The organism is Streptomyces sp. C1-1 (assembly GCF_050214755.1).
Classification (GTDB): Bacteria; Actinomycetota; Actinomycetes; order Streptomycetales; family Streptomycetaceae; genus Streptomyces.
The window spans coordinates 9,906,451-9,921,538 of the sequence record NZ_CP189826.1 but is presented as its reverse complement, the minus strand read 5'-3'; the positions used below and the strand labels follow the sequence as shown (position 1 = coordinate 9,921,538).

Here is a 15,088-nt window from a genome sequence, read left to right as displayed (position 1 = left end):
AGGTACCGGTGAGCGTCCCCGAACAGCCCGGGCGCGCCCCCGACCTGGGGGTGCTCACCGGCCTGCGGTCGGGCAAGCGCTCGTACTACCCGGCCTACGTGCGCTCCACCGAGCGGCTGGAGCGGACCGTGGAGGCGCTCGACGGCATCTCCCGGGCCCTGGTGCGGACCGCGGAGGGGCCGCGTGCCCTGGTCGAGGCGGTCGTACGGGCCGCGGCCGAGCACCTGCAGGCGCGCTGGCTGCTGCTGGCGGTGGCGGACGGCGCGCTGCGCGCGGCCCGGCCGCGTTTCCTGCTGTACGCCGACGACGTACTGATCGACGACGAGACCCATGTGCCCGCGGAGGTACGGGAACATCTGCGCGTGCTGCGCACCCGGCCGTGGGAGGCCGCAGCGCCGCACAGCGGACCCGGGTGGGTGCGGGCGCCGATGACCCTGGACGGCGAACCGGTCGGCGGGATCGCGGCGCAGCCCGGCGTCGGCGTCGAGGTGGCGGACACCGACCTGGCGATCCTCAGGGTCCTGGCCAACCAGGCCGCCGTCGCCGTGCACAACACGTTTCTCTTCCACGCGGCGGCCACCCTGCGCGGGCGGACGGAGGAACTGTCCGAGGCGGCCGAGCGGCAGGCCCGTGACCTGGCGGCACGCAAGGCCGAGCTGGCCGAGACCCAGGCCCGGCTGCTCGACGCGATGCAACGTCAGGCCCTGGACGACGAGCGGCGCCGCATCGCACGTGAACTGCACGACAGTGTCACGCAGTACGTGCTCGGCGCGGGCATGACCGTCGAGGTGTGCCGGGCCGAACTGGAGGCGCTCGGCGGGCGGGCCGGGGAGATCGCCGAGCGGCTGGCCGGCGCCAAGGATCTCAACCGGCAGGCGGTGGAACGCCTGCGGGCCGCCATCTACGCGCTGCACCGCACCTCGCAGGAGCCGGCGGGCCCGCTCCCCGTGATGCTCGAACGGCTGTCCACGGTGCACCTGACCACGGACCTCGACGTGCGGGTGCGCGTCGACGGCAGCCCGCTGCCGCTGCCGGGCGAGGCCGAGCAGTCGCTGCTCCGGCTGACCGGCGAGGCCCTGTTCAACTCCGCCACGCACGGCAGGGCCGGCCGGGCGCTGGTCCGGCTGCGGTATCTGCCCGGCTCCGTCGTGCTGACCGTGTCCGACGACGGCGGCGGAGACCCGGCCCAACTGCGCCGCGCCCTGCGGCTCGCCCGGGCCACCGACCTGTCGGGGCGTCACCGGGGGCTGGCCAACATGGTCGCCAGGACTGAGGAGCTGGGCGGCAGACTGTCCATCCGCCGCTCGCGCATGGGAGGCGTTCTGCTGCGGGTCGACATCCCGCTGCCGGTGCCACAACAACCAGGAGGCAGCCGATGACCACCGAGCAGCAGACGACGGCTCCCGCGGCGGCCCAGCGGATCGTTCTGGTGGACGACCACGCGATCGTCCGTCACGGGGTGCGCTCCATCCTGGAGCGGGAGAGCGACCTGGAAGTGGTCGGAGAGGCGAGTACGGCAGCCGAGGCGACCGCCGTCGTCGAACGGACGAAACCGTCCATCGTGCTGCTGGACCTGAAGCTGTCGACCGGGACCGACACCGAGGGACTGGACCTGTGTGCCCGGCTGACCGAGCGGCATCCGGGGCTGGCGGTGCTGGTCCTCACCACCTTCCTCGACGACTCCCTGGTGGTGGAGGCCATCCAGCACGGCGCCCGCGGCTACGTCGTCAAGGACGTCGACACCACCGAACTGCTGCGCTCCATCCGTGCCGTGGCCCGCAACGAGAGCGCCTTCGACTCGCACGCCGCCGCGGCGATGGTGCGCGCCATGCGCGTGCAGCCCGAGCAACCCAGATTCACCGAACGCGAGGTGATGGTGCTGAAGCTGCTCGCCCGAGGGCTGAGCAACCGGGACATCGGGGCCGAGCTGTACATCTCGGAGACGACGGTGAAGTTCCACGTCCGCAACGTCATGCGCAAGATGGACGCGAGCAGCCGCGCGGAAGTCGTGTACGAGGCGAGCAAGATGGGCGTGATCTGACATCGGGAAGGGCGAGGAGGGCCGGAACCGGTGCGAGTGGTCCAGGCCCTCCTGGCGCTGCCTCAGGCCGGCCGTCCATGAGCCCGTCGGCCGAGCGGCAGGCCGCTTCCCGGCGGTGGCGGGCGACGGCAGCCGCCCGTGTCCGGTGTCAGCCGGGATCGATGATCAGCCAGCCGCCGTGACGGGAGCCGACGGAGAAGCGGTGGCCGGTGCGGCGGCCCATTTCGGCGAGCTGGTCCTCGTCGAAGCACCGCACGTGTCCGTAGGCGGCGGTCGGCTCGTCCTCGTACGGCACCGCCGCCACCACCCGTTTCCGGGCCAGCCGCAGCGCCTCCCGTACGACGGCCTCGCCGTGACCGGGGTCCAGGTGCTCCAGCACGTGGATGACCGTGACGGTGTCCACCGAGCGGTCCGGCAGTGGCACCCGCGCGGCATCGCAGACCAGCGTGTCCAGCCGCAGACCGCGCACCCGGGCCACGGCGTCCAGCAGCCTCATGGTGCCCCCCGCGAGATCCGAGGCGATCACCGTGTACCCCGGCTTCTCGGCGAACAGCAGGGGCAGGAAGCCGAAGCAGGACCCCAGGTCCAGCACCGTGCCCGCGCTGACCAGGTCCATGGCGTGGTCATACACGGGGGCGAAGCCGGCGATCGACGAGTGGTCGGCCGGTAGCGGGGCCTGCCGGGCCTCCCGGATGCGGGCCAGCGTGTTGCCGTAGAACGTGGTCCAGGCGGGCAGCGGCTCGTCCACACACGAGCGCACCACCCCCGTGAAGACGCGCTCGAAGATGTCACTGCCGGACAGCCAGCCGGGGGCGAACAACTCCTCGGCCAGCAGCCCCGCCAGATCGTTGTCCAGGTGCTCGGGGCGCAGCGAGTGGCTCAGCTCGACGCGTCGGCCGCGGCGGCGCAGGGCGAAGTGCTCGGTGCGGACGACCGGCCGGGGCGCCGCGCCGTCGCCGCGCGGGCTGCCGCGCACCACCCGGACCAGGTGATCGGCGTACACGCCCGGTCGGTTCGGCGCCAGAGGATCGATACGGCGCGCCGCGACGGCGATGGGGAGGCTGGGGACGCTCATGACGGCGACTCCTGGCGGCGGGTGGATGCTCTCATCGCCCGGTCGCCTCCGCCGCCATCCGGTGGCTCGTGCGCTGCAGTCCCGTGAGGTCGGCGACCACCCGGACGCGGTCGCAGTACTCCAGGTAGCCGGGCAGGTCGCAGGCGCCGAGGCCCCAGGAGTAGCGGGGTTCCGGGGTCAGCCAGATGGTGTGCCGCACCCGGCGAGTGATCTCGGCGAACGTCTCGGTCCGCGGATCGTTGCCGTTGCCGCGGCCGTCGCCCAGCACCAGGAGGGTCGTACGACGCCCCAGCGCGGCGGAGTGCTCGCCCAGCAGCAGCTCGAACGTCCTGCCGTAGTCGGAGCGGGCGTCCACGTCGAGGAGTCCGCCGGCCGGCAGTCCGTCGAAGACCAGGCCGAGCGCCCGCTCCAGCGGGTGCTCGGCGAACAGCTCGGTGATCTCGGTGGGCTCGTCGACGAAGGCGTAACTGCGGACCTGTCCGAACAGCGACTGCAGACCGTGCACCAGGTGCAGGGTGAAGCGCGCGGTGGCCCGGACCGACAGTGAGACGTCCGCGAGGATCACCAGGCGGGGTCTGTCCTCGGCGCGGGTGACGGTGACGGGCCGGAAGGGTACGCCGTCGTAGCGCATGTTGCGGCGCATGGTGCGACCCGGGTGCACACGACCGCGCGGGGTGGCGCGCTTGCGGCTGGTCAGGGCGCCGTGCAGGGAGCGGCCGACCCGGCGCAGCGCCTCCTCCAGCTGGGCGCGCTCGTCCTCGTCGACCGTCTCGATCCGGGCGCGTTCGGCGATTCGGGCGGACTCCACGGCCACCGAGCGGAGTTCGGCTAGCCGGTCCAGATGGCGCTTCAGCAGTTCGGGCAGGTTCTCGATCACGCCGGCCAGTTCGGCGTGCCGGAAGCCGGGTCGCTCTTGGGCTTCGTCTTCGGGATCGTCCGCGAGCCGGCCGAGCAGGGCGTCCTGATGGGCGACGGTCAGTGCCGTGTCGACCGGCTGACCGGTCGCCGCCGCGAGCCGGCCGGGAACGCCGGCGCCGTGCAGCCGCAGGGTCTCCAGCTGGACGGCGGCCCCCGGGTCCCGTCCGCCGGTGCCGCCGTCCTGGGAGAGGACGATCTCGTCGGTCAGTGAGGCCAGGTCGATCTTGTTGGCCTCCTGGTGGAGGTTGTATCGCTGGGCGAGGTCCTGCTGGTCGAAGAAGTCCCGGATGTCGGACGGTTTGCCGTGGCTGTGCCCCTGCTCCGGGGTCTTCGAGGGCTCGTCGGAGACGGTGAACGACTCGAGTTCGCCGGTGTCGGTCAGGTCGTCGTGCTCGTGGCCGTGGCTGTGCCCGTCGGGTTCCCCGGCCACCGGGAGGAGTGAGAAGTACGCGGTGAACAGGTCGTCGAACAGGGCGTGGTCGCGCCGGTCCTTCACCAGCGTCATGCGCAGTGCCTCCCGTAGTCCCGCCCGCTCGCCGAGGAGGCCGGGCTGGGCCGCCCCGCGCATGGCGTCCACGGCCTCCGACACGGAGACCCGCAGCCCGAACAGCCGCAACACGCGCACGAACCGGTGCACACCCGCTTCCATGTGCGCCTCCCCCGTCAGTCGGCGCGGCGCCGCGCAACGGCGGCGAAGGCGCGGGCGCCCTGGCCGCCACCGGCCGCGGGACGATGGGTCGGTCCGGCTCCGGGGGCGCCGTAGTAGCCCTCGTCGTGTCGGCCCTGCCGGTCCATGCCGGCTCGGACCGCGCGGCCGTCCGCCTCGTCGGGCTCCTCGTGTCCCGGCTCCTGGTGGTGGTGCCCGTGGTGGTGGTGCCCGTGGTGGTGATCGTCGCCGTCGTGCCGGTGCCCCGGCTCGGGCAGGACCCGGTTCGGGTCGATCAGGCGCGGCAGCACGTCCAGGGCGCGGTGCAGGTCGCGCTCGTACTTGAGCACGACGTTGGCCGTGTCGGCGAGCACCGCCGGGTCGAGTTCGTCGACGCCCAGCACGGCGAGGGTGCGGGCCCAGTCGACGGTCTCGGAGATGCTGGGACTCTTTCGCAGCTTCAGGTCACGCAGGCCCCGTACCACCTGCACCAGATGGCGGGCGGTGGCCTCCGCAAGCCCGGTGTCCTTGGACCGGACGATCTCCAACTCCCGCTCCGCGTCCGGATAGCCGAGGAAGAGGTGCAGGCAGCGCCGCTTGAGCGCGGCGGACAGGTCGCGGGTGTTGTTGGAGGTCAGCACGACGTACGGGGCGACCTTCGCGGTGTACGTGCCGATCTCCGGCACCGACACCTGGTACTCGGCCAGGCACTCCAGCAGTACGGCCTCCAGCGCCTCGTCGGCCCGGTCGACCTCGTCGATCAGCAGGACGGCCGGCTGCTCGCCGCGTACCGCGTCCAACAGGGGGCGCGGGGCGAGGAAGCGGTCGGAGAAGAACACGCTGTCCTGCTCCTCGATCCGCTGGACGGCCGCGGCGAGGTCGGGGGCGTCGGCCGTCAGATCGCCGATCTTGTCGCGCAGCATCTGGGTGTACAGCAGCTGCTTGCCGTAGTCCCACTCGTACAGCGCCCTGCTCTCGTCCTGTCCCTCGTAGCACTGCAGGCGCAGCAGGCGGCGCCCGGTGACGGCGGCGAGCGTCTTGGCGAGCTCGGTCTTGCCGACACCGGCCGGCCCCTCCAGCAGCACCGGTTTGTCCAGCCGGGTCAGCAGGAAAACGGTCGTGGCGAGCCGCTGGTCGGCGATGTAGCCGTGATCGGCGAACCGCCGGACCACGTCGTCGACCGAGGCGAACGCGGGAGTGTCGGGGGGCTGGGGTGTGGCGGGCACGGTTCCTCCGTCCGGTGGAGCGGGGGCGGGGGACGGCGGTGTCGTCGGTCCCCTGCCCCCTGTGGGAAGGCTCAGCGGGTTCGGGTCAGCCGAGCAGGTCGTCCAGGTCGCCGGTCATGCAGTGCTCCACGACGGGCCGGACGGTGTCGAACGTGCACTCCTTGGCGTTGCCCGGGGTGCAGGCGTCACCGAGGACGTGGTGCGTGATGCGGTCCACGTCGGCGGCGTCGCCGGTGATCACCTTGGCCTGTTCGTAGAACTTGGTCGGGCCCTGGCCGAGCCGGTTCTTGGAGTACGTGTCCTGATGGACGTCCGTGAACTTCTCCGGGATGCCGACGTCGCGCAGCAGCCGGATGCCCGCCGCGAGCGCCGCCTCGGCGGCCCTGACCTTGGTCATACCGTGCGTGTCCACGCCCATCGCCTCGGCGATGTCCGCGAACCGCTCGTAGTGGGCGGGCATGTTGAACGCCCACACGCGTGGCAGCGCGATGGCGTTGTTGAGGCCGTGGTGGGTGTCGTAGAAGGCGCTGACGGCGTGCGAGATGGAGTGGATGATGCCCAGGCCGCCGGAGTTGAATGCCTGTGCCGCGATGTACTGCGCGTACATCATCCCCTCACGCCCGGCCAGGTCCTGGCCGTTCCACACCGCTTGCCTGAGGTGCCGGGCCGTGAGGCGGATGGCGTGCAGCGCGTTGCCCAGCGACGGCTGGAAGTTGAGCCGGGAGACGTACGGCTCAGAGGCGTGCGCGAGGACGTCGAAGCCGCACTGCGCCGTGTAGTCCAGCGGGCAGTCGTAGTACAGCGTCGGGTCGTCGATGGCGAGCGAGGCCACCGAGGCGTCGTCGAACGCCACGTACTTGTGCGGGTTGTCGGGGTCGGTCGTGGTGTCGGTGATGACGTACGCCCACGAGGTCTCCGAGCCGGTGCCGGCCGTGGTGGAGACCGCGATGTGCGGCGGGTTCCTGGGGTTCTCGGACTTGTTGAAGCCTTCGAAGTCGTTGACGTTGCGGCCGTCGTGCGCCACCGAGACGCGGGCGCCCTTGCAGGCGTCGTGCGACGAGCCGCCGCCGATCGACACGAACGAGTCGCACTTGTTCTCCTGGTACAGCGCCACGGCGTCCATGACGTTGTAGTCCTTGGGGTTCGACTCGACCTTGTCGTACACCACGACCTCCAGGCCGTGGTACTTCATCGACTCGACGATCTTGTGCACGGTGTCGCTGCCGCGCAGCCCCGTGGTCATCACGAGTGTCCGCTTGAACCCCAGCTTCTTGGCCTCCGGGCCGATCAGCTCATGGGCGCCGGGGCCCATCAGCGCCCGGGGGAAGGGGTGGAACTCCTTGATCGGAAACGGCTTGAGAAGTTCTTCGACCTGCATGATCGCGACTGTCCTCTCCGCGCGGTGGGCCGCGCGTGGTGCGTCGACTGCTCCGTTGCCGGCGGCGCAGAGGTCCGTGGTGGAGCACGGATGGTCCGGTGGGAGCACGGACATGCCCTGTGCGTGGCGTGACTCACCTTCCGACGAAGGCGTGGCGGGGCGATACCGGCCGCCCGGACGGCAGCGGGGCGCGAACGGACGGGACGCACCCTGCCCGGTCGGAGGGGGCGAGCGGCGGACACCGGCATCGGCTGCTCACACCTGCCCGACCGGACAGGGTGACGGCGGCCGGAAGAAGGGCGAGACGGGGCGGCGGCCTCCGTAGCGTCGGATGCCGGCCGGTCGCCGCACGGCGGCACCGGATCTCCGTCGACTCCCCCACCCATTCAGGAGGTTGGCCATGAACGACAACCAGATCAGCGCCGAGCCGGACATCGCCGTCGACGAGGTGATCGAGGAGGTCCTCGTCGAAGAGGTGTCGATCGACGGCATGTGCGGCGTCTACTAGGGCCGCCGCCATGACCACCCTCCCGGCGGCCCCGGCCGGCGCGGCGTTCGACGCGGCGCGCCCCTACCGGCTGAACCCTTCCGTCGCGCTGCGTCCCGAGCCGTTCGGAGCGCTCGCCTACCACTTCGGCAACCGCCGGCTGTCGTTCCTCAAGGCACCGGAACTCGTCGAACTGGTCCGGGGGCTCGACCGGCACCCCAGCGTCGGGGACGCCCTCGCCGGCGTTCCCGACGACCGGCGGGACGCCTTCCTGCGGGCGCTGGCCTCGCTGGCCGCCGCCGACATGATCGTTCCCCAGCGCAGTGGAACCGGAGCGCAGTGTTGACTTCCTCCCCCGCCTAAAGGCGGGAGATTCCAGCGGTCGCCCGCTGGGGTTCCTGCTTCACCGACGACCGCCCCGTCCGGGAGGACTCCCGTTGAGGTCTTACACCGTCTCCACAGGCAGACGCCGCCAGCCCGGCGGCCAGAATGTTGCGTGCCGCGTTCACGTCGCGGTCATGCAGGGCGCCGCAGTCGACGCACGTCCACTCGCGGACGTTGAGCGGCATCTTCGCCGCGACCGTGCCGCAGGCCCCGCACAGCTTCGAGCTGGGGAACCACCGGTCGATCACGACGAGTTCACGCCCGTACCAGGCGCACTTGTACTCCATCATGGAGCGCAGTTCCGTCCAGGCCGCATCCGAGATGGCACGCGCCAGCCTGCCGTTCTTCAGCAGGTTGCGGACGGTGAGGTCCTCGATCACGACCGTTTGGTTCTCACGGACGAGACGAGTCGACAGCTTGTGCAGGAAGTCCCGGCGCCGGTCGGCGATCCGCGCATGGACCTTGGCCGCCTTGCGCCGGGCCTTCTCCCGATTCGCCGAGCCCTTCGCCTTGCGCGACACCTCCCGCTGCGCGCGGGCCAGGCGGGCGCGGTCGCGGCGCTCGTGCCGGGGGTTGGCGATCTTCTCCCCGGTGGACAGGGTCACCAGGGAGGTGACCCCGGCGTCGATGCCGACCGCCGCCGTGGTCGCGGGGGCCGGGGTGACGGCGTCCTCGCACAGCAGGGACACGAACCAGCGTCCCGCAGCGTCGCGGGACACCGTCACCGTGGTCGGCGCCGAGCCGTGCGGGAGCGGACGCGACCAGCGGATGTCCAACGGCTCCGCCATCTTCGCCAGAGTCAGTCGCCCGTCGCGCCACGTGAAGGCGGAGCGGGTGTACTCGGCCGACGCCCGGGACTTCTTCCGGCTCTTGAACCGGGGGTACTTCGCCCGCTTGGCGAAGAAGTGGGCGAACGCTGTCTGAAGATGGCGCAGCGCCTGTTGGAGCGGAACGGAGGACACCTCCGTCAGGAACGCCAGTTCCTCGGTCTTCTTCCACTCCGTCAGCGCGGCGGACGACTGCACGTAGGAGACACGGCGCTGCTCGCCGTACCAGGCCCGCGTGCGCTCCTCCAGCGCCTTGTTGTAGACGAGCCGGACGCAGCCGAACGTGCGCGACAGCTCGGCTGCCTGCTCGTCCGTGGGGTAGAAGCGGTACTTGAACGCCCGCTTGACCTGCTGCGCCATGCCTCACACCGTATCAACTTTCCTGTGAGCGGCGGTGGTTGTTCGGTGGTCAGTGGGCCCCGGTCCGCCCTGGCGGCGAACCAGCTTTCCCTGCCCTGCTCCGCAGGAGCTTCGTTTCTCCCCTACACGCGGCAGGTACCCATACCCCTGCCTGAAGGCAGGGGTATCCACGAAGGAGAGACATCCCAGATGACCACCCTGCACGAGCCCCCGCACGCCGCCGAGCGGAGCGCGGCCGGAGCGAACGAGGGCACCCCCGTGGCCGAAGGGGTACGGGGGAAGGTGCCCGCCCTCGTCGAGCAGTTCAAGGGAGGCCTCGCCGCCCCGATCTGTCTGACCTGGGAGTGGACCTACGCCTGCAACCTGTCCTGTGCGCATTGCCTGTCCTCGTCCGGGCGGCGCGATCCCCTGGAGCTGTCCTCGGACGAGATCAGGTCCGTGATCGACGAGCTTCAGCGCATGCAGGTCTTCTACGTCAACGTCGGCGGCGGCGAGCCCACGGTCCGCCCCGACTTCTGGGACCTCCTCGACTACGCGATCGCCCACCAGGTGGGGGTGAAGTTCTCCACCAACGGCGTCCGTCTCAGTCCCCGGCGGGCACGGCGGCTGGCCGCCACCGACTACGTGGACGTACAGATCTCCCTCGACGGAGCCACGCGCGCGGTCAACGACGCCGTCCGGGGCCCCGGTTCGTACGACATGGCCGTGCGAGCCATGGAGAACCTCGCGGACGCGGGCTTCCGGGACTTCAAGATCTCCGTGGTGATGACCCGTCACAATGTCGCGCAGCTCGACGACTTCGCCGTGCTCGCCGACCGGTACGGAGCCCAGCTGCGGATCACCCGGCTGCGGCCCTCCGGCCGGGGCGCGGACGTCTGGGACGACCTTCACCCCACCGCCGAGCAGCAGCGCCGGATCTACGACTGGCTCGTCGGCCACGGCGAGAACGTGCTCACCGGGGACTCCTTCTTCCACCTCAACGCCCTCGGTTCCGAGCCGATCCCGGGGCTGAACCTGTGCGGTGCCGGCCGGGTCGTCTGCCTGATCGACCCGGTCGGAGACGTCTACGCCTGCCCCTTCGCCCTTCACGACGCGTTCAAGGCGGGCAACGTCCGCTCACCGGGCGGCTTCGAACGGGTGTGGCGGGAGTCGGACCTCTTCGCCGACCTGCGCCGGCCGTCCTCCGGCGGGGCCTGCTCCGGCTGCTCCGCGTTCGACGCCTGCCAGGGCGGATGCATGGCCGCGAAGTTCTTCACGGGCCTGCCGCTGGACGGCCCCGACCCCGAGTGCGTCAAGGGCCACGGGGCCACCGCGCTCTCGGCCGTCGACCCGGCCGCGCTGCCGGGCCAGGGCAAGGACCACTCACGCCGCACGGTGGCGCTGGGCATGCCCGCCGTCCGCGCCCGCCGCTCCGACCGCTTCTGCGACGAGAGCCCGCTGGCCGGTGCCGATCTGGGCGGCCGTGTACCCGACGAGAGAGGAACGTCATGAGCAAGTGGATCGAGACGGTCGCCGAGGCCCAGCGGCGAGCGAGGAAACGGCTGCCGAAATCCGTGTACAGCGCGCTGCTCGCGGGCTCCGAGAAGGGCGTCTCCTACGACGACAACACCGCCGCCTTCGCCGAGCTGGGCTTCGCGCCGCACGTGGCCGGGCTGTCGGCCAAGCGCGACCAGGCCACCACCGTCATGGGACAGGACATCTCCCTGCCGGTGCTCATCTCGCCGACGGGTGTGCAGGCGGTGCACCCGGACGGTGAGGTGGCCGTGGCCCGCGCCGCCGCCGCGCGGGGCACCGCGATGGGGCTCAGCTCGTTCGCCGGCAAGCCGCTCGGCGACGTCCTGGCGGCGAATCCGCAGACATTCCTCCAGGTGTACTGGATGGGTTCCCGGGACGCGATGGCCCGGCGCCTCCAGGACGCCCATGCGGCGGGTGCCAAGGGCATCATCGTCACCCTCGACTGGTCCTTCTCGTACGGCCGGGACTGGGGCAGCCCCGAGATTCCCGAGCGACTGGACCTCAGGGCCATGACGCGGTTCGCCCCCGAGGCGCTGGCCCGCCCCGGCTGGCTCTGGGACTTCGTGAAATCCCGCAGCCTTCCGGACCTCAAGGCACCCAACATCGCCGAGCCGGGGCAGGAGGCGCCCACGTTCTTCGGCGCCTACGGCGAGTGGATGACGACCCCTCCGCCCTCCTGGGACGACGTGCGCTGGCTGCGCGAGCAGTGGGACGGACCGTTCATGCTCAAGGGCATCTGCCGGGTGGACGACGCGCTCCGCGCGGTCGACGCGGGCGTCACCGCGATCTCGGTGTCCAACCACGGCGGCAACAACCTCGACGCGACCCCCGCCCCGATCCGCGTTCTGCCCGTCATCGCGGACGCGGTGGGTGACCAGGTCGAGGTGCTCCTCGACGGCGGAGTCCGCCGCGGCAGCGACGTGGTCAAGGCGCTCGCACTCGGCGCCAGGGCCGTGATGATCGGCCGCGCCTATCTGTGGGGCCTGGCGGCGGGCGGCCAGACCGGCGTGGAGAACGTGCTCGACATCCTGCGCCGCGGCATCGATTCCGCCCTGCTGGGGCTCGGGCGTTCGTCGGTCCACGAGCTCACGCCCGACGACGTGCTCGTCCCGCCGGGCTTCACCCGGGCACCGGGAGCGGTCTGACATGCCCGACGCCCGGAGTTCGCTCGCCAACCTGAGCTGGCCCGACGTGGCGGACCGCCACCCCCTGGTCCTGCTGCCGCTCGGCTCCTGCGAACAGCACGGCCCGCACCTGCCCCTGGACACCGACACGGCGGTGGCCTCCGCGGTCGCCGAACGTGCCGCCGCCCGGTTGCGCGGCGAGGCGGACGTACTGGTCGCGCCCGCTCAGCCGTACGGGGCCAGCGGCGAGCACGAGGGGTTCCCCGGCACGGTGTCCATCGGCCACGACGCGCTGCGCCTGCTGGTCACGGAGACCGGGCGCTCGATGCTGCGCTGGGCGTCCCGCCTGCTGGTGGTCAACGGGCACGGCGGCCACCTCACCAGCCTGGCCGAGGCGGTCGCCGGTCTGCGCGGCGAGGGCCGCGATGTCGCCTGGTGGCCCTGCCTGCCGCCGGGTTCCGACGCCCACGCCGGACGCGCCGAGACGTCGATGATGCTGCGGCTGCGGCACGCGGCCGTCCGTGCCGAGCGGGCCGTCGCCGGACCCACCGAACCCGTTCACCTGCTGATGGACCGGCTGGTCGCCGAATCGGTGCGCGGGGTGAGCCCGTCCGGTGTCCTCGGCGATCCCGCCGGGGCCTGCGCGGGCGACGGCGAGCGGCTCCTGGAGCGGATGGCGGACCGCCTCGCCGAGGATGTCCGGGGCTGGCGGGTGAGCGCGCGGGGCCGGCTCGGCCGGCCCGAGAGGCAGCCGGTCACCACCCCCGCCGGGGACGGGCGATGACCGGCCGGCGGGTGGCCGTCGTCACCGGTGCCGCGCGGGGCATCGGGGCCGCCACGGTACGGCGACTGGCCCGGGACGGCTGGGCGGTGGTGGCGGTGGACCGCTGCGCGGACGACCCCGACGTGCCCTATCCGCTGGCCGAGCCCGGCCGACTGGACCTGCTGGCACAGGAATTCCCCCTGATCCGTACGGTCCGCGCCGACGTACGCGACGCCGCCGCGCTGCACCGCGCGGTGGAGCTGGCCGAGACCGAGTTCGGCGGCCTCGACGCCGCTGTGGCCGCCGCCGCGGTGATGCTGGGCGGGGACCCGGTGTGGGAACAGACCGACACCCAGTGGCGGACCCTGCTCGACGTGGACGTCATGGGCGTGGCCAACCTCGCGCGCGCCGCCGTACCCGCCCTGCTGCGCAGGCCGCACCCCCGGCACGGCCGCTTCGTCGCCCTCGCCTCGGCCGCCGCGCACCGCGGCCTGTGGCGCCTGGGCGCCTACTGCGCGGCCAAGCACGCCGTCGTCGGCCTGGTCCGTGGCCTCGCCTGCGACCTGCGTGACACCGGCGTGCACGCCGTCGCCGTCTCGCCGGGCTCGACCCGCACGGACATGCTGCGGGCCACGGCGGACCTGTACCACCTGCCCGACGTCGACCAGCTCGCCGCGCAGCAGCTCACCGGGCGCCCACTGGAACCCGAGGAGGTGGCGGCGGCGGTGGCCTGGGCCTGTTCCCCCGAGTCCTTCGCTCTCACCGGCTCCGTACTGCACGCGGACGGAGGGTTCACGGCATGACGGCACTCGCACCCCGCACCCCGGCTCCCCCGACGACGACGCCGCTGTCCTCTCCGGCGGACACCGCCCTGCCGGCCGGCCTCACCGTCGAACTCGCCGCGGGCACGCACCGGTCCCAGGACGGGCGGCTGCTGCTCGGCGGATCGCCGCTTCGCCTGCTCCGGCTGACCGCTCCTGCGGCACGCCTCCTGGACCGGGGCCGGCTCACGGTCACGGGCCCGGCGAGCGGCGCGCTCGCACGACGGCTGCTCGACGCCGGGATCGCCCATCCCCGCCCCGCACCGGTGCCGGTGAGCGACACCACCGTGATCATCCCCGTCAAGGACCGCGCCGACCAGCTGGACCGGCTGCTCGCAGCCCTGCGCGCCGACCCGCCGACCTCCTCCCTGTCGGTCCTGGTCGTGGACGACGGCTCCGCCGACCCCGCGGCCCTGGCCCGGGTGGCCCGCGCGCACGGCGCCGAACTGCTGACCCACCCGCGCAACCTCGGCCCGGCGGCGGCCCGCAACACCGGCCTGCGGCACGCCCGTACCCCGTACGTGGCGTTCTGCGACTCCGACGTGGTGCCCGAACCCGGGTGGCTCGCCGCCCTGCTGGCGCAGTTCGCCGACCCCGCGGTGGCGCTCACCGCTCCCCGCGTGGTCGCGCTGCCCGTCGCCGAACCCGGGCTCCTGGACCGGTACGAGGAGACGCGCTCGCCGCTGGACATGGGAGCCGGGGAAGGGCCGGTCGTGCCGGTGTCCGCGCTGTCCTACGTCCCCAGCGCCACCATCGTGGTCCGCCGCGACGCCGTCGGCGCCGGCTTCGACGACAGCATGCGCGTCGGGGAGGACGTCGACCTGTGCATGCGGCTGCACGAGGCGGGCTGGCGGCTGCGGTACGTGCCCACCGCGCGCGTGGGCCACCGGCACCGCACCGACCTGCGCGGCTGGCTCGCCCAGCGAGCCGCGTACGGTACCGGCGCCGCCGACCTGGCGCTGCGCCACCCCGGTCAGGTGCCGCCGCTGTATGCCGCCCCCTGGTCGCTGGCCGCCTGCGCCCTGCTGCTGCGCGGCAGGCCGGGGCCGGCGGCCGGGGCGTCGGCCCTGACCGCGGTGACCGCCGTCCGGGTGGCACGGCGTATGCCCGACGCCGACCACCCCTCCCGCGCGGGGGCGCTGCTGTCGCTCGCCGCGCTGCGCGGCACCGCCGAGCAGTTGCTGCGCTGCGCCACCCGGCACCACTGGCCCCTCGCGACCGCCGCCGCCGTGGCGAGCCGGCGCGCACGGCACGTGCTGATCGCCGCGGCCGTCGTCGAGGGGCTGGTGGACCACCGCCGCTCCGGCACCTCGCTCGGGCCCCTCCCGTACGTGGCGATCCGTCGCCTGGACGACCTCGCCTACGGCTGGGGCGTATGGCAGGGCGCCCTACGGCGCAGGACCACCGCACCGCTGCGGCCGCGCCTCGCCCTGCGCCTGGTGAGCCGATGGACCGCCGGAGGGCGGCCGTAGCCGCGGCCCCCGATCCGCCGCCAACCTCCCGCCAACCCTCACCCGCCACCG

At 72.6% G+C, this 15,088-nt stretch carries 14 protein-coding genes; 9 read left to right on the top strand and 5 right to left on the bottom strand.

From position 1 onward, the window contains the following. Positions 1-8 precede the first annotated feature (8 nt). Both ACQF4J_RS45270 and ACQF4J_RS45265 read left to right on the top strand, forming a co-directional pair. Positions 9-1,379 carry a MadS family sensor histidine kinase gene (locus ACQF4J_RS45270; RefSeq protein WP_427168449.1) on the top strand — a complete coding sequence of 457 codons (1,371 nt, stop codon included), beginning with the start codon at positions 9-11 and terminating at the stop codon, positions 1,377-1,379. Then, positions 1,376-2,041, top strand: a complete 666-nt coding sequence (locus ACQF4J_RS45265; RefSeq protein ID WP_351579446.1) for a MadR family response regulator transcription factor — start codon at positions 1,376-1,378, stop codon at positions 2,039-2,041. Before ACQF4J_RS45270 ends, ACQF4J_RS45265 begins: the two co-directional genes overlap by 4 nt. Before the next feature lie 148 nt (positions 2,042-2,189). On the opposite strand, the gene mftM is transcribed toward ACQF4J_RS45265, so the two are convergent. The 4 genes from mftM to mdo all read right to left on the bottom strand — a co-directional run bounded on the left by mftM (position 2,190) and on the right by mdo (position 7,284). Next, entirely contained in the window at positions 2,190-3,116 is a 927-nt protein-coding gene (gene mftM / locus ACQF4J_RS45260; RefSeq protein WP_427168448.1) for a mycofactocin oligosaccharide methyltransferase MftM, read from the bottom strand. A gap of 31 nt (positions 3,117-3,147) precedes the next feature. Further along, the gene (locus ACQF4J_RS45255) at positions 3,148-4,683 is read right to left on the bottom strand and encodes a VWA domain-containing protein (protein WP_351579452.1); all 1,536 of its coding nucleotides are present in this window, start codon (positions 4,681-4,683) and stop codon (positions 3,148-3,150) included. Between the two features lie 14 nt (positions 4,684-4,697). Further along, positions 4,698-5,906 carry an AAA family ATPase gene (locus ACQF4J_RS45250; RefSeq protein ID WP_427168447.1) on the bottom strand — a complete coding sequence of 403 codons (1,209 nt, stop codon included), beginning with the start codon at positions 5,904-5,906 and terminating at the stop codon, positions 4,698-4,700. Between the two features lie 85 nt (positions 5,907-5,991). Then, entirely contained in the window at positions 5,992-7,284 is a 1,293-nt protein-coding gene (gene mdo / locus ACQF4J_RS45245) for an NDMA-dependent methanol dehydrogenase (protein WP_351579458.1), read from the bottom strand. Between the two features lie 400 nt (positions 7,285-7,684). On the opposite strand from mdo, the gene mftA reads away from it, so the two are divergent. Further along, positions 7,685-7,792, top strand: a complete 108-nt coding sequence (gene mftA / locus ACQF4J_RS45240) for a mycofactocin precursor MftA (RefSeq protein WP_351579461.1) — start codon at positions 7,685-7,687, stop codon at positions 7,790-7,792. A 10-nt stretch (positions 7,793-7,802) separates the two neighbouring features. Continuing rightward, a complete protein-coding gene (gene mftB, locus ACQF4J_RS45235) occupies positions 7,803-8,117 on the top strand; it encodes a mycofactocin biosynthesis chaperone MftB (protein WP_351579464.1) in 315 nt (104 codons plus the stop codon). A 13-nt stretch (positions 8,118-8,130) separates the two neighbouring features. Here the strand turns inward: mftB and ACQF4J_RS45230 are convergent, their stop codons facing one another. After that, positions 8,131-9,342 (bottom strand): RNA-guided endonuclease InsQ/TnpB family protein, encoded by a 1,212-nt coding sequence (locus tag ACQF4J_RS45230; protein WP_351579466.1) that lies wholly within the window; start codon positions 9,340-9,342, stop codon positions 8,131-8,133. 189 nt (positions 9,343-9,531) lie between these two features. On the opposite strand from ACQF4J_RS45230, the gene mftC reads away from it, so the two are divergent. From mftC to mftF, 5 genes are read left to right on the top strand one after another with little or no spacing between them, the layout of a single operon-like run. After that, positions 9,532-10,833 carry a mycofactocin radical SAM maturase gene (gene mftC, locus ACQF4J_RS45225; RefSeq protein ID WP_427168446.1) on the top strand — a complete coding sequence of 434 codons (1,302 nt, stop codon included), beginning with the start codon at positions 9,532-9,534 and terminating at the stop codon, positions 10,831-10,833. After that, complete coding sequence (mftD, locus tag ACQF4J_RS45220) at positions 10,830-12,002, top strand: pre-mycofactocin synthase MftD (RefSeq protein WP_351571426.1); 1,173 nt, start codon at positions 10,830-10,832, stop codon at positions 12,000-12,002. Before mftC ends, mftD begins: the two co-directional genes overlap by 4 nt. A 1-nt stretch (position 12,003) precedes the next feature. Further along, complete coding sequence (gene mftE, locus ACQF4J_RS45215) at positions 12,004-12,765, top strand: mycofactocin biosynthesis peptidyl-dipeptidase MftE (protein WP_351803378.1); 762 nt, start codon at positions 12,004-12,006, stop codon at positions 12,763-12,765. Next, on the top strand, positions 12,762-13,547 hold the full coding sequence (locus ACQF4J_RS45210; protein ID WP_351803376.1) for a mycofactocin-coupled SDR family oxidoreductase: 786 nt from the start codon (positions 12,762-12,764) through the stop codon (positions 13,545-13,547). The genes mftE and ACQF4J_RS45210 overlap by 4 nt, the downstream gene beginning before the upstream one ends. Further along, positions 13,544-15,037, top strand: coding sequence for a mycofactocin biosynthesis glycosyltransferase MftF (mftF, locus tag ACQF4J_RS45205; RefSeq protein ID WP_427168445.1), 1,494 nt, complete (start codon positions 13,544-13,546; stop codon positions 15,035-15,037). The genes ACQF4J_RS45210 and mftF overlap by 4 nt, the downstream gene beginning before the upstream one ends. Positions 15,038-15,088 lie beyond the last annotated feature (51 nt).

Bases quoted from the DNA above. Each gene is read 5' to 3' on its own strand.
- ACQF4J_RS45265 (WP_351579446.1), top strand. From the start codon at position 1,376: ATGACCACCGAGCAGCAGACGACGGCTCCCGCGGCGGCCCAGCGGATC.
- mftM (WP_427168448.1), bottom strand. From the start codon at position 3,116: ATGAGCGTCCCCAGCCTCCCCATCGCCGTCGCGGCGCGCCGTATCGAT.
- ACQF4J_RS45255 (WP_351579452.1), bottom strand. From the start codon at position 4,683: ATGGAAGCGGGTGTGCACCGGTTCGTGCGCGTGTTGCGGCTGTTCGGG.
- mdo (WP_351579458.1), bottom strand. From the start codon at position 7,284: ATGCAGGTCGAAGAACTTCTCAAGCCGTTTCCGATCAAGGAGTTCCAC.
- mftA (WP_351579461.1), top strand. From the start codon at position 7,685: ATGAACGACAACCAGATCAGCGCCGAGCCGGACATCGCCGTCGACGAG.
- mftB (WP_351579464.1), top strand. From the start codon at position 7,803: ATGACCACCCTCCCGGCGGCCCCGGCCGGCGCGGCGTTCGACGCGGCG.
- ACQF4J_RS45230 (WP_351579466.1), bottom strand. From the start codon at position 9,342: ATGGCGCAGCAGGTCAAGCGGGCGTTCAAGTACCGCTTCTACCCCACG.
- mftC (WP_427168446.1), top strand. From the start codon at position 9,532: ATGACCACCCTGCACGAGCCCCCGCACGCCGCCGAGCGGAGCGCGGCC.
- mftD (WP_351571426.1), top strand. From the start codon at position 10,830: ATGAGCAAGTGGATCGAGACGGTCGCCGAGGCCCAGCGGCGAGCGAGG.
- mftE (WP_351803378.1), top strand. From the start codon at position 12,004: ATGCCCGACGCCCGGAGTTCGCTCGCCAACCTGAGCTGGCCCGACGTG.
- ACQF4J_RS45210 (WP_351803376.1), top strand. From the start codon at position 12,762: ATGACCGGCCGGCGGGTGGCCGTCGTCACCGGTGCCGCGCGGGGCATC.
- mftF (WP_427168445.1), top strand. From the start codon at position 13,544: ATGACGGCACTCGCACCCCGCACCCCGGCTCCCCCGACGACGACGCCG.